Here is a 14,677-nt window from a genome sequence, read left to right on the forward strand (position 1 = left end):
TTTAGCAACAAATTCTTCCTCTAAAAAGCCCGATATAAGTAGCTCATTTTCACTTATAACAGTGAAAAATCCTTAAGATTAAATACTTCTTATAAATGAAATATTAATCCTAAGGATTTTTAATTTAAGTTCTTTTTTAAATTCTATTTTTATTTTTGTTATAAAGCTTTGTTTTAGATTCTGTTTTGAATCTTATTCCAAAATTAATTTTTTTGAAATTTAATTTATTTAGCATTTCGATTATTTTACATGCTCGTAAATATCGTCTGTTAATTTCTTAATAATTCTTTCAACTTCTGCAACTGCATCGTCCATTGGTGTCTTCTGCTTGTCAATCTGCTTATCTCTTGTTGAGATTTCAACAGCATTTTCTTTTAAGTTACGTGGGCTGACAACAACTCTTACAGGTACGCCAAGTAAATCTGCATCAGCGAACATTGCACCAGGTCTTGCTTTTCTATCATCATAGATTACTTCAATTCCCTTGTTCTGTAATGTTTCATATAACTTATCAGCATATTCTTTACATTCAGCATCATCTGAACGTAAGCAGCAAAGGTGAACCTGCCATGGGGCAATTGTAATTGGCCAAATTGGACCGTAATCATCATGTCTTACTTCACAAATTGAAGCTGCCATACGACCTACACCAATTCCATAACATCCCATAATAGGATATTTTTCTTCACCATTTTCATCTGTATATTTGAAATTCATTGCCTTTGAATACTTTGTTCCCAGCTGGAAAATATTGCCAACTTCAATACCTCTTGAAATTGTGATTGTGTGCTTGCCACATTCAGGACAAGTTCCACCTTCTGTAATTTTTGCAAGGTCTAAATATTCAACTTCGCCATAATCTCTTTCAATGTTAAATCCAACATAATGCTTATCAACTTTGTTTGCACCAGTTGCAAAATTATCAACACCATTTAATGAATTGTCAAATAAAACTGTAATCTTATCTGATAAACCAACAGGTCCGATAAATCCTGCATTTAATTCACAATCTGCTGTGATTTCAGCAGGGTGAATGTCACATCCTAATGCATTAACCAATTTTGTTTCATTTATGTCTAAGTCACCTCTGATAAATGCAACTATGTAGCTGTCATCTTCATTTTTCTGGTAAACTACAGCCTTGCAGGTATTTTCAGCAGGAATATTTAAGAATTCACATAAATCTTCAATAGTTCCCACACCTGGTGTTTCAACTTCTCTCATTTCTTCTTTTGGAAGCTTGTTTTCGTTATGAACGATACTTGGTGCTGCTTCAACATTGGCACTGTATCCACATTCAGGACAAATAGCAATTGAATCTTCACCAGCCGGTGTTAATAACATATATTCATGTGAAAGGCTACCACCCATCATACCTGAATCTGAAGCTACAACAGCTACTTCAGGAATACCACATCTTGCAAAAATTCTGTTATATGCATCATAGCACTTCTGATAATACTGTTCCAAATCTTCCTGTGATGTATGGAATGAATAAGCATCCTTCATTGTAAATTCACGTACACGAATAAGTCCTGCACGAGGTCTTGCTTCATCTCTAAACTTTGTCTGAATCTGGTAAATCATAAATGGATATTTTGCATAACTGTTGGCATATTCTCTTACTAACTGAACTGATGCCTCTTCATGAGTCATACCAAGAACCATCTTGCTTCCTGTTCTGTCTGTGAATCTTAACAATTCTGAGCCAACGCTTTCATATCTTCCTGACTCTTCCCAAAGTGAACCTGGAAGTGCAACAGGGAACAAAACTTCCTGTCCGTCAATTTTGTCCATTTCATCTCTGATAATTGCCTCTATTTTCTGTGAAATTCTTTTCATCGGCGGGAACTGTGAGTAAATACCGTTTGCTACGTTTTTAATATATCCACCTCTTACCATTAATGCATGACTGTCAATTAAGCAGCCCGCAGGTCTTTCTTTAAATCTGTCTCCCACTAATTTTGATAATTTCATCTTTTTTCTCCTAACAATAAAATTTGGTTAGCAGACATAAGCCCACTAACCAAATAATTTTAATATATATTACCTAAAAAATCAACATTACTATGTATTATTATGATACTATTTACTTTTCAATATTGTTTCCACTCACATAATTTTTTATAAACGGAACCATACCATATGCTACAGAATATTTTCCAAGTGGACTATATCCTGCTATCAGAAAAATACTATTAATTGTAAAAAGATAAAAAATATACTTTACAAACAAATTACACCACTTTAATAAAGTTATCTCCCGTTCCTCTTCTCTTTTTCATATTTATAATTTGTAAACAAAACAAGGGATAAAACTATTGAATATAGTTCTATCCCTCTTTTACAACATTAAAATTTTTCTTTGTTTAACACTTTTTTCAAGTGAGCACCATATGGAGATTTTCCATATTTTTCAATTGCATTCTGTAATTGTTCATCACTTATCCAACCATTGTTATAAGCAATTTCTTCCGGTGATGATACAATTATTCCCTGTATGCTCTCTATCTGCTTTACAAATAATCCTGCATCTAAAAGAGAACTTACTGTACCTGTATCAAGCCATGCAAAACCTCGTCCTAAAAGTTCTACATCCAATAAATCTTCTTCTAAATACATTTTATTAAGATCAGTTATTTCCAATTCTCCTCTTGCACTTGGTTTAACTCTCTTTGCTTTTTCTACAACAGTATTATCATAGAAATACAAGCCGGTTATTGCAAAATTTGACTTTGGATTTTCAGGTTTTTCTTCTAACGAAACCACCTTCAAATCATCATCAAACTCAACAATTCCAAATCTTTGTGGATCATCAACTAAATATCCAAAAATTGTAGCTCTTCCAGTATTTTCATATGCTTTCTTTAGTCTTTTAACCAGACCATGACCATAGAAAATATTATCCCCTAAAATCATAGCACAACTATCATTACCAATGAATTCTTCACCTATAATAAATGCTTGCGCCAACCCATCCGGTGATGGTTGAACTTTGTATGATAAGTTAATTCCGAACTGACTTCCATCACCTAATAATTTTTCAAAATTAGGAAGATCCTCTGGTGTTGATATAATCAAAATATCCTTAATTCCAGCTAACATCAATGTTGACAATGGATAATATATCATTGGCTTATCATAAATTGGTAACAATTGTTTACTTGTAACACTTGTTAATGGATACAGTCTTGTACCACTTCCTCCTGCTAAAATTATACCTTTCATATTTACACCTCAATTTCCACTCTTCCGCTAATTATAACTTCGTCAAACAAATCTTTATCCAAATTGCTATTTGTCATTTCCTGTTTTCTAACTGTAGTATAATTACCATCCTGAGTTTCGTACATTAAAATATTATCTCCAGGCTGAAGACTCTCCTTACTAAAAGTATAAAAATCTCCTTCCTTTGTTACATCATATTTTTTATTATTTTCAATATTGAAGAAAAATAATTTCTTTATATCTTCTGACTTATTTACTCCCAATAAATATTTGTTTCCATCCTTCAAAAGAGTAAATCTGTTCTTTTGCTGAATAGTCAGAATTGAATATCTTGAATTGAAAGTAATAATCTTATCTCCAACTGTTAATGTTGTTACTTTTGCAAGTTCTTCTGTCAGTCTTGGAGTGTAATAAGTTTTTTCTTCATCCTTTATACAAATTGTGTTAAGAACGTATGTTGAGCAAGGCAACTCTGTTATGTCTACCTTTCTATCCACCTCATTATATGGCAACTCTATCTTCTTCTGATTAAAATATCTGGTATATACAAATACATTTTCAACAGAGATTTTTTCTTTATCTTCTAATCCAACATAAATTTGCAAATCAATATATATTCTATCATTTTCATTTGAAATGCCTTTTACAGACAAAATACTGTTACTTCTCAACACACTGTTATATACATAAGGTTCAAGTGTCTTTACATTCAAGTCGGTAAACCATTTCTTTTCACGAATAAAGTTGTAAATCTGCTTATATCTTTTTGCAAAAATTCTATCTGTTATATACTTTGTAGTAACCGGCATATCAGAGTTTCCCAGTAAATGTATAAAGAACGCTTTATACTGCATCAGGAAAAATCTGTAACGGTTACAGGCATCAACAAAATCCTGATATGTATTTTCTTCATTTTCTTCATCTGCAAGATTATACAGCGGATAGTACAATCGAATTACACTATGTTCCCATATAGCTTTATTATAATCAAGATTTTTCTCAAAATCCTGTATACTTAGCTTTATCTGTGATTGAAATGAATCACATCTATCTGATATCATATGATATTCTGCTGTTTGGTCTGTTAATGAAATTTTTTCATCGTTTTTCTTTTTTCTCCAAAAGTATACGACATCTGTCAAAACACTAATTTTTTTTGCTCTCATAGCTGCTTTATACACAAATATTCTATCAGCTATAAGAAGATTTGCTGGCATTTCTATATGGTTACTTCTCAAGAAATCTGTTTTATACACAGCATTCCAATAAAAAACCTGATTTGTAAAATTTTCTATTTCTTCATCAGTAGAAAGAACTCTATTTTCTACAAATACATTATTTTCATCTGGTGAAATTAAAAAAGTATTCATAAATGCATTTGTTAATTTCATTGGTAAGCCTGATGCAAAATCTGAGCCATCCTGTTCAATTCTGGCAATAAGTTTTTTGTATGCACCATCTGCTACTATATCATCAGAATCAACTAATGCTAAATATTTACCATTGGCTTTTGCTATCCCTATTTGTGAAGAAATAGCACCACCTGAATTTGGTTTTACAATAAGATTAAACTGTGGCTTATCTTTAATATATTCTTTTATAACTTCCACTGAATTATCAGTACTTGAGTCATCTATAACAAATACTTCATATGAATCAATTCCCTGTCTTTCAATAGAGCTTAAGCAATCTTCCAAATACTGTTCATTATTATAGCTTAATACTACCACCGAAAGTGTTACTTTATTTTCCATTCTGAAAATACTCCTTTATCTTACTACATATAAATAATGCCTGTTCTTCTTCTAAATCAGCATATAGAGGTATACATAATATTTTCTTAGATATTTCCCTTGCAATAGGTGTTTCGTTGTAATCTTTAAACAACGGCATGTCATTTATTGCCGGGTAAAAATATCTTCTTGGGTAAATTTCGTATTTCTGTAAATATTCAGTTAACTCATCGGCTGAATACTCATCACCCTCTACAACTATCGGATAATATCCATAATTATACTTAACATTCTCTTTCTTTTTAAGTAGAACAAGCTGTTTTACTTCAGCTAATTCTCTATCATAAACTTCTACAATATGTTTTCTTTTTGCAATGTTATCTTCAAGGTGTCCCATATTAACAACACCCATTGCTGCAACAAACTCATTCATCTTTGAGTTTACTCCCTGATAAATTGTTTCACCATTTGACAAACCAAAATTAGATCTGGAAACAATTTCATCCAACATTTCCTTGGTTTTCAAAACAGCCATTCCACCTTCAACAGAATTAAATACCTTTGTTCCATGAAGGCTAAACATAGAAGCATCTCCAAATTTTCCAATATCAGTTCCATTCACCTGAACATTAAATGCATGCGCCGCATCATATACCACTTTTAGATTATACTTGTCTGCAATTTTCTGAATTTTTTCTACATCACATGGAGAACCATATACATGAACAGGAACGATTGCAACAGTTTTAGGTGTTATTAATTCTTCTATCTTATTAACATCAATATTATAATCTTCCCTAGTAATATCGCAAAAAACAGGTGTATGACCTGAATTTACAATTGCTAATGTCGTAGAAACAAATGTAAAAGAAGTTGTAATCACTTCCCCTGGCTCTATGCATGACAAAATATTTTGTAAAGTCATATGCCCATTACACTGTAAATCTATATTTTCATAGTCAAATTTTTTCTTCAATAAGTCTATAAACTTATGATACTTAGGTCCGAAATTTGTAATATGCTTTGTTTCCCATATAGATTTTATTTCTTCTGCATATTCCTCATATTCAGGCATTGCCGGTCTGGTAACAAATATCTTTTCCATGATTAATTAATACCTCCAATCAATTAAAGCACTCACACTGTCTAAGTCAAAAACTGGTATTTTACATTTTTTTGAAACATCATATCGCTCTCTAAATGCATCATCAATAAATATTGCATCTTTATGTTTTATGTACTCGCTTTTTAATGTTTCGTCTTTTATATGAATTATTTCATCGAATATAGTTTCATCTATATGATATTTCTGCAAACTTTCGTGAATATTTTCTGCATGACGTGTTAAAAGCTTAATCTTTTTGTTTTTATTTAAACATTGATAAATAAATGCCATTACTTCTGTATTAACAGTCTGCTTATAAGTTATCGTATCATCAAAATCCATATACACATAATTATAATCAATATTCAATACATATTTATTAGATAATGCTCGGTCAACTTCTGCATAATCTAATAAGTTATCAATTGCTTTAATATCATAACCCATAAGCTGATATACAGTATTTAAAATATAATTAAATCCTCTAACTCGGCTTGTAGACATACTTCCGGCTACTCTTGGTGCCATTTCAAGCAATTTATAATGACCGTTTCTGTCTAGTTTTACCTGAAAGAACCATACGCCGTCAAATACAATTTTTTCATTGATTGCATCAGCTATTTGTTTCACTTCTGCCGGTAGTTCAACAATTACTGAATTTACACTAATACCGGTTTTTATTCTTTTTCGCATTCGCATTGATGCAACAACCAATTCTCCTTTACGGTTCGTGAAACAATCAACGGTATACTCCTGTCCCGGCAATAATTCAGAAATAATGTATTCATCATCCTTTCCCTTTAGCTGGTTCAAGTCTTCCATTTTTTCTATTCGCATTATTCCCTGTGATCCTTGACCAATATCAGGTTTTGCAAATAATGGTAAATCCTTTTCTGTTATCTGACTCACTTTAAATGTCTCAGGTATGTACCATTCTCCCTGTAGAACTTCATAAGTTTTTCTCTTGGATCTTGCAATATCACAAGTTGTCTTATTTGATGTGGCAAGTTTACACTTTAGTTCATCTCTATGCTCTGATAAATATAATATTACATCGTCATACGCAGGAATTAACACATCTATATTATTATCTTCTATTATTTTATTAAGTTCTTCCATAAAAGTATCACTTGTTATAAAGGAAATTCCTTCTATGTAATTCTTGTATACCACACGTCCATGTGATGAAACTGAACTTAACCCTACCAGGTTAATATGTTTATCATATTTTAAAGCATTATGGACTTCCAAGCCAATTTCAGAACCACATGGAAACACTAAAACATTAATCATCTTAATCCTCTTTCAAAACTATATTTAATACTTTTTCACATGAATGTCCATCGCAATATTTTGCCATTTCATCACAAAAATCACGTAACTTACTATCATGTTCATAATCATATTGTTCAATATTTTCAATTGCATTTACTAAACTTTCATTGTCCTGCAATATTGGTCCTGGTAATGTATCCATTCCCACATACAACCCTCTTGTTTCATTAATATACTCATCTAAATCATAGGCATAGAACAAGATAGGTTTCTTTGCACTGGCGAAATCATAGAATACACTTGAATAATCAGTAATTAAAATATCAGCTATACATAACAATTGCATAATATCCTCTTCACCACTAACATTTAATAAGAAGTTTTTGTACTTATCATCTATTTCTAAGCTATCAGCAATTAAATGATGCAGTTTCACTAATACTACATATTCATCACCAAACTTTTCATACAACTGTTCCACATTAAATGGTAATTCAAAGTCATAACCTCTTACATAATCTCCCTGTAAGTCTCTCCATGTTGGTGCATAAACAATTACTTTCTTTCCTTCTATTGCCGGATAATCTTTATGCAGTCTTTCTACTGCAGCATCTTTTATCTTATCATTATAAAAGATATCATTTATAGGATATCCTTCCTTAATTAATGTTTTCTTAAATCTAAAAGCATTAACCAACTTTTCAGCACCATAGTCATTGTCTGCTAAGAAATAATCCCAATTCTGACTTTCTTTATACAAATTACCAAAAGCCTGTTTTTCAGGTCCCTCGCATTCGATATCAAATCCCAATTTTTTAAGTGGTGTGCCGTGCCATGTTTGAAGATAAATTGTTTCTTCTCTTTTCTTTTTAACAGGGAACAATATGTTATTTACCCAATATTTTGCTTTTGCTAAATAATAGAAATATTCTGAAGTTCCTCTTTCTACCAAAGTAACATTGCCTGGTATATTTTTGCTATCAGTATCAGGATATGCCCATACATACTTATATCCATCATACTTTGGATTACTTATCATATATTCGTATAAATATTTGGGATTTCCTGTATAATTCTTTCCTAAATTTGCTTCAAAGAAAATCAGCTTTTCGTCAACTTCCTCTGTCTTTAAAGTTTCAAAATACTTTTCTCTGCCTGTTTGGAATCTAATTCCTTTTTCACATTCGTCCTTTGACGTATAGTATATATTTAAGTTATATTGATTTTCACCTAAATAAAACGCCATCACTAATCCCTGATCTAATTCTTTAATATATAAATATCTTTCTTTTGTTGAATAATCAGCGAATTTCTTAACTAAAAATCCTGTTTCCTTAAATCCACCAACGTATTCTACACCCAATCTGAAGTTTAATCTTGCATTATAATACAAATATGGCAATAACTTGTCCATATCAATAATAACACTTCCCTCAACAATTCTTTCAGGGTTATCTATTGCTATATTATCAATTTGTATACTATTTTTTGAATAATTGTCTGTTAAATAGATATGTATTCTTTGAATCTTTGATAATAGTGAGCATACCTTAAAATTCAAAACAATGTTTCCGTTTTTCTCTTCTACATTACAATCAGAGGTAAAGGTATTTGTACCTAAATCAAAATCATACTTTTCGCCATAAATATATTGATTATCTTTATTGCTAATTAACAAAATCTGTCTGTCAAAAAAAGTAAGAACATTGCCATATGCTTCTGATAATACGTAATCTTCTACATTTCTTGTTTTAGGTAGAACTAACTTTAACCAGTTTGTTTCTAATTTCTTACTATTTTTTCCATATATCTCAAACTCAAATATATATCTGTCTATTAAATTTATTTCTCTATTTAAGAATTCATTTACATTATCAATTATTATTTGCTGTCCTATTTTGTACTCTGCAACTTTTTCTCTATCATTTGTTTTTAATGCTTTAATGTACAAAACAAACTTGTCGCATTTTTTTGCATCTTTGTTGAAGTTGATAATGAATTTGTTATCACTTGCCTCATATGAAATTCTTTCAATATATTTGTATGCAGGCTTTATATTCTGTATCTTCACCTTTAATTTACTTGGTTCAAATTTATAATTGTTATTATTTGAAGAAATATATATTTTCGAGAACTCTTCTCTTACAGACATCTTATTATTTGTTATGGATGTTGTGCTAACAGGATAATAAATTCCATTTCCAATACATACAACCTGTAATTCACCATATTCTTCAAAAAGTTCAGCATAATTATCTAGATTTATTTTTCCAGTTAAATCTTTATCAAAAATAACATTATACTCTTTATCTACTAATACGAACTTAATGTTATTTGATTTGTTATCAAGCGCATAAATTTTTGTATTAATTTCCAATGCATCTTCTAATGTTGAAAATTCAATTAAAACATATTCATCATCAGCTTTATTGTATGTTTTTCCACTAATCTTTAAAACTGCATCTTTTACTTCTATATTATCTAATTCTTCACCTTCAAAAGATGCTGTTTTTGAATATCCATTAACCAATGCTTTAAAATCATTGTTTCTTACTAATTTAAGAGTGCTATTGTTTAAACTAAGTCTTACCTGACCATTTTCACTTTCGACTTTATTGTTAGCTTTTCCCCAAATAAATGTCCATTGAGAATACTTGCTATTTTTGTTCTCAATAATAATATCTTCATTTTCAATGTATGCTACTAAGTGTGGCATCAAGTTTTCTCTTAATTTTCTACCAAATTTACTTTTTATTATTTTTAAGTAAACCTTTTTAATTACTCTCTTAATCATTCTTCTTCCCACTTCTATTTTATTATCTTTTTTAATACGCATATAAGCACATATCCAATGAATTATACCATATTTTAGCATTGTTTACAATGTTGCCAGGTTATAACCCAATGAATGATGTATATTATACTATGACCAATATCAGTTTATGACCAACGCTCCTATAAGGCAAAAAGATTAGCAGATTCTTTTGTAGTATCCGCTAATCCTTTAATATTTCTTATTATATGTTATCTATTCTCATACATTTCTTTATAATAATTCTGATATTCACCTGAAATAATTGTCTTCCACCACTCCTTATTATCTAAATACCACTGAATAGTCTTTTTAATTCCGTCTTCAAATTTTGTTTCAGGAAGCCAACCTAATTCATTATGGATTTTTGTTGGATCAATAGCATAGCGCATATCATGCCCTTTTCTATCTGTAACGTAAGTAATCAAGCTTTCAGGTTTTCCAAGCTCCTTGCATATAATTTTTACAATGTCTATGTTCTTCATTTCATTATGACCACCTACATTGTAAACCTCGCCTACTCTACCATTTCTAATAATTAAATCAATTGCTCGACAATGATCTTCAACATATAACCAATCACGCACATTTAATCCCTCACCATATACTGGTAAAGGTTTATCTGCCAACGCATTTGCTATCATTAATGGTATCAATTTTTCTGGAAAATGATATGGGCCATAGTTATTAGAGCAACGACTAATTGTCACCGGAAGTCCATATGTTCTATGATATGCAAGAACAAGTAAATCCGCTGCAGCCTTAGAGCTACTATATGGGGAACTTGTATGAATTGGTGTTTCTTCAGTAAAAAATAAATCAGGTCTGTCTAATGGCAAATCTCCATAAACTTCATCTGTACTTACCTGATGATATCTCTTTATTCCATACTTTCTACAAGCATCCATCATTACCGCTGTTCCCTTAATATTTGTATCTAAAAATACTTCCGGATTTTCAATTGAACGGTCTACATGTGATTCTGCTGCGAAATTCACAACTATATCAGGATGTTCTTCCTCAAATAGCTTATAAATCTCCTCCCTGTCACATATATCAATTTTACAAAAACGGAAATTAGGATTATCCATAACCGGTTCAAGTGTAGATAAATTTCCAGCATATGTAAGTTTGTCTACGCAAACAATTCTATCTTCCGGATGTTCTTTTAACATATAAAAAATAAAATTACTTCCAATGAACCCTGCTCCACCTGTCACAATAATTGTCATTTTATTTCCTCCAAAACATAATAATTTTCTCTTTAATCTTTTCATATTTTAACACGAATACTATTAAGTGGCAACACATCTTACATTATTAAAAAAGCACATAACTTACATTGTTTTGGAAAACTGCTCCTCTTGCTTTACCTGAAATCAGTCCATTTAACTTCTTGTTAATATAAGAAAACTGTTAAAAACATCCACCTCGCCATACCCCCACTGTCTGTTTGGATAGTCTATATTCCTTCCTCGCCTTGCTCCCCTAATTAAATAATTCTTCACCGATATTCCATTCATATAAGGATCATTGCCATTTACCATTCCCCACTGAAACATTTGTGCGCAACAACCGGCAACCAAAGCTGTACTTACCGAAGTCCCTGTTTTTCTTGTAAAACCACCCTGTAGTATTGCCTCTCTTCCCACAGTCGGTCCAAAAACATTTACCGCAGGTGCTACCATGTCAGGCTTCACTCTATCGTCAATTGTAAAGCCCCTTCCGGATTTGCTGTAAATACTATTGGCAAAATTATCATATCCCCCTACCGATATAACTCCTGTGGCACTTGATGGAACTGTCAGCGTCGTGTCAGGATTAGGTTTTAGAAAATAAGTATCATTAACCATATACTGCCTTAAATTTGTCCATATATTAAACTCGCCATTAAGAATATTACTTCCATAAACTTTTATGGTCCAAATGCCTGGTGTTGGATTTATCACTCTCATAAAAATAAGTTCTTTTCCACTACCGAATTCCACAAGTTTGTAAAAAACCTCAATTACAGTATTTTCCAAAAGGAAACTTACTCGCTCACTTGTGCCCTTTCTTGAGGGGATTCTTGGAATGTTTTCTCCCAATGGAGAAGTAAATCCTACCGAAAAAATATCCGGGGAATTTGCCCACAATTCCAAAACAAAACCTCTGGCATTTTCACCTACCTGTATTTCCACATCGTCTGTTTCATCCTCTAAGATTTTCCCTTGATAGTGCAAACGTTCATTACTTTCATTTCCTGTAGGAACAACAACACATTCACCAATGTATTTTCCTAAATCGCTTAAAAATCTTGCCCCCGGTGTTCCTCCTGCCCTATCACCATTAGCACTCCCCAGTCCAAGCACAATTACAAGTGGCATATCATATTTAATTCTAAGGCTCCTTAAATAAGCTGCCGCCAGCATAATGTCATTTTCCTGAAAAGCGATTTCATCATTTTCAACTAAATAGTATTCCTTTAAATATCTTTTTGCCGGTTTTAATTTAACCATGGCAATTACACTTTCCGGTGCACTTCCAATAAAATCCTGCTGCTCATTATAACTTCCGCAGGCAACACCAGCCAAAAAAGTTCCATGACCGTTTTCATCTGTATGGTTGACAATTTCCAACGGATTCTCATTTTCTAAAGCTTCGTTTATTTCCTCCATACCATATTCCGTTCCATATAAAAAACCTTCAGGTGGATTCCCGCTATTAACGGTTTGATCCCATATATTAATTATCCTTGTTCTTCCAACGGAATTTTTAAAAGCATCATTTGTATACTCAATCCCCGTATCAATAAAACCAACTATCACGCCTCTCCCCGTCAGTTCAAAACCTGTCTGATTTTGCAGTCTTACTGCACCCGTTGCAGAAACGGAAGTAGAATCCATTAAGCCGTACAATTTTGGTATTGCCGTATAAGGATAGTCCCGTTGTTCAAAACCGGCTACGTTTTCCAAGTTCTCATTTACTACAAAATATCTATCCCCAATTATTTGTGGACAGTAGTCCCTGTATTGTTCAATTGCATTTTCTCCTCTACCATCAAACTCTACAATATAATCCCCATATTCCTCGGACATTATACGTTCTCTACAATCTGCCATTGTAACTCCCTACATAAATAATTCTTTACATTATATTTTCTAAAAAAACATTTATACATCCATATTTATGCAAAAAGAGCCATGGCAAATTACATTTGCCACAGCTCCATTGAATGTTTCTATTTAAATAGAAATTCATTAGTTTTGCTCCACTTTGTGTAAATCTTTTTCTTGCCCTTGTACTTATATGCTCTTATTTTTATTTTGCACTTAGCTGCTGTTTTCACTTTCAGCTTCTTGGCTGTTGCAGTTATCTGCTTTCCAAGTTTAGTGTAAGCACCGACATACTGAGCTTTCTGATTAACCTTCAAAGTCTTTTTGCTCTTTTTAGTTTTTCCATAAACTGTTACCTGTACCTGATAGCCTTTAGCTCCTGAAACTGCATTCCATGTTGTACCATATAACAAATATGGTTTAATCTTATTGAAGTTCGCCTTATATTTAATCTTAGTTGTGCTATCAAGTGCTTTCTCTTCAAGCTTTAAGCCCGGTTTCAAAGTGACACTGGCTATTTTTGTCTTATGGAAAGCTCCTGCTTTAATAGTCTTTACACTCTTTAAATCAATCTTCTTAAGTGCCACACAATTTTCAAAAGCCTGCTCACCGATATCAGTTGCTTTTTCTAAATTAATTGTTGTCAATTTTTGATTTCCATAGAAAGCCATTTCGCCTACAGTTGCAATCTTGTCACCGACTACTTTCTTCAAATTTGTACATTCAAGAAATGTAAGTTCTCCAACCTTAGTAACATTATTCAAGTCAACTTCTTTTAACTTCTGGCAGCCACTGAAAATTGCATCGTCTAACTCAGTTATTTTTGCGGGTACCTTAAACTCTTCAATTTCACTTTTACGAAATGCTAATGCGTTGATTTTCTCAATATTATCATTTAAAGTAATATGGCTGATTTTTGCATCGTTAAATGCATATTTCCCGATTTCTGTTACTTCCTTTGGTACTTCAAAAGTTCCTTCTTCATTCTTTGCTGCCGGATATAGTAATAGCTGTTTTCCATCTTTTGAGTACACAACACCATCTATTGATTTATATTTCGGATTATCCTCCGCCACAGTTACTTTGTCTAAATATTTCAAATGTGAATCAATGCTGTCACCATCAGGTAATTCTCCTGTATAATCCTTGTCAATATATAGCTTAGAATAAAGCACGTCATCTGTATTCTTTAAATAGTTGTTGATGTTTACTTCCTTGCCCACATATTTACTTGCCTTTACCATCTGTGGTTCAATAACTAATGCCAGTGCTAAAATAAATATCATTATTTTCTTCATATACTTCTTCATATTCAAGCCCTCCTCTCTACTACACTAAATTCATTTTATATTCCTTACTTCTACTAATAAATTGTCCGTCTGAAAATAAACTTACTTTTATTAAGAAGTTATTCATCTGCAAATAAGCT

Annotated in this window: 9 protein-coding genes; all 9 read right to left on the reverse strand. The window is 31.9% G+C overall.

Features of this window, described 5'->3' with window-relative positions:
• Nucleotides 1–240 precede the first annotated feature (240 nt).
• The 9 genes from DWZ69_RS03465 to DWZ69_RS03505 all read right to left on the reverse strand — a co-directional run bounded on the left by DWZ69_RS03465 (nt 241) and on the right by DWZ69_RS03505 (nt 14,558).
• On the reverse strand, nt 241–1,977 hold the full coding sequence (locus DWZ69_RS03465) for a proline--tRNA ligase (RefSeq protein ID WP_117998689.1): 1,737 nt from the start codon (nt 1,975–1,977) through the stop codon (nt 241–243).
• 375 nt (nt 1,978–2,352) lie between these two features.
• Nucleotides 2,353–3,228, reverse strand: coding sequence for a glucose-1-phosphate thymidylyltransferase RfbA (rfbA, locus tag DWZ69_RS03470; protein WP_117998690.1), 876 nt, complete (start codon nt 3,226–3,228; stop codon nt 2,353–2,355).
• A 2-nt stretch (nt 3,229–3,230) separates the two neighbouring features.
• Entirely contained in the window at nt 3,231–4,982 is a 1,752-nt protein-coding gene (locus DWZ69_RS03475; protein WP_117998691.1) for a glycosyltransferase family 2 protein, read from the reverse strand.
• Complete coding sequence (locus DWZ69_RS03480; RefSeq protein WP_117998692.1) at nt 4,972–6,066, reverse strand: DegT/DnrJ/EryC1/StrS family aminotransferase; 1,095 nt, start codon at nt 6,064–6,066, stop codon at nt 4,972–4,974. The genes DWZ69_RS03475 and DWZ69_RS03480 overlap by 11 nt, the downstream gene beginning before the upstream one ends.
• A 6-nt stretch (nt 6,067–6,072) precedes the next feature.
• On the reverse strand, nt 6,073–7,359 hold the full coding sequence (locus tag DWZ69_RS03485) for an ATP-grasp domain-containing protein (protein WP_117998693.1): 1,287 nt from the start codon (nt 7,357–7,359) through the stop codon (nt 6,073–6,075).
• Nucleotide 7,360: 1 nt separating this feature from the next.
• The gene (locus DWZ69_RS03490; RefSeq protein ID WP_158561034.1) at nt 7,361–10,177 is read right to left on the reverse strand and encodes a CDP-glycerol glycerophosphotransferase family protein; all 2,817 of its coding nucleotides are present in this window, start codon (nt 10,175–10,177) and stop codon (nt 7,361–7,363) included.
• A 188-nt stretch (nt 10,178–10,365) separates the two neighbouring features.
• Complete coding sequence (rfbB, locus tag DWZ69_RS03495) at nt 10,366–11,385, reverse strand: dTDP-glucose 4,6-dehydratase (RefSeq protein WP_022164778.1); 1,020 nt, start codon at nt 11,383–11,385, stop codon at nt 10,366–10,368.
• Nucleotides 11,386–11,541: 156 nt separating this feature from the next.
• The gene (locus DWZ69_RS03500) at nt 11,542–13,254 is read right to left on the reverse strand and encodes a S8 family peptidase (RefSeq protein ID WP_117998695.1); all 1,713 of its coding nucleotides are present in this window, start codon (nt 13,252–13,254) and stop codon (nt 11,542–11,544) included.
• 119 nt (nt 13,255–13,373) lie between these two features.
• Nucleotides 13,374–14,558 (reverse strand): leucine-rich repeat domain-containing protein, encoded by a 1,185-nt coding sequence (locus DWZ69_RS03505; protein ID WP_117998696.1) that lies wholly within the window; start codon nt 14,556–14,558, stop codon nt 13,374–13,376.
• Nucleotides 14,559–14,677 lie beyond the last annotated feature (119 nt).

The organism is Eubacterium sp. AF34-35BH (assembly GCF_003477765.1).
In the GTDB taxonomy this organism is placed as follows: Bacteria; Bacillota; Clostridia; order Lachnospirales; family Lachnospiraceae; genus Eubacterium_G.

What these genes read in the sequence shown, in the direction of transcription:
- DWZ69_RS03480 (WP_117998692.1), bottom strand. Translation starts at nt 6,066, where the DNA reads ATGGAAAAGATATTTGTTACCAGACCGGCAATGCCTGAATATGAGGAA.
- DWZ69_RS03500 (WP_117998695.1), bottom strand. Translation starts at nt 13,254, where the DNA reads ATGGCAGATTGTAGAGAACGTATAATGTCCGAGGAATATGGGGATTAT.
- DWZ69_RS03475 (WP_117998691.1), bottom strand. Translation starts at nt 4,982, where the DNA reads ATGGAAAATAAAGTAACACTTTCGGTGGTAGTATTAAGCTATAATAAT.
- DWZ69_RS03485 (WP_117998693.1), bottom strand. Translation starts at nt 7,359, where the DNA reads ATGATTAATGTTTTAGTGTTTCCATGTGGTTCTGAAATTGGCTTGGAA.
- rfbB (WP_022164778.1), bottom strand. Translation starts at nt 11,385, where the DNA reads ATGACAATTATTGTGACAGGTGGAGCAGGGTTCATTGGAAGTAATTTT.
- DWZ69_RS03505 (WP_117998696.1), bottom strand. Translation starts at nt 14,558, where the DNA reads ATGAAGAAGTATATGAAGAAAATAATGATATTTATTTTAGCACTGGCA.
- DWZ69_RS03465 (WP_117998689.1), bottom strand. Translation starts at nt 1,977, where the DNA reads ATGAAATTATCAAAATTAGTGGGAGACAGATTTAAAGAAAGACCTGCG.
- DWZ69_RS03490 (WP_158561034.1), bottom strand. Translation starts at nt 10,177, where the DNA reads ATGCGTATTAAAAAAGATAATAAAATAGAAGTGGGAAGAAGAATGATT.
- rfbA (WP_117998690.1), bottom strand. Translation starts at nt 3,228, where the DNA reads ATGAAAGGTATAATTTTAGCAGGAGGAAGTGGTACAAGACTGTATCCA.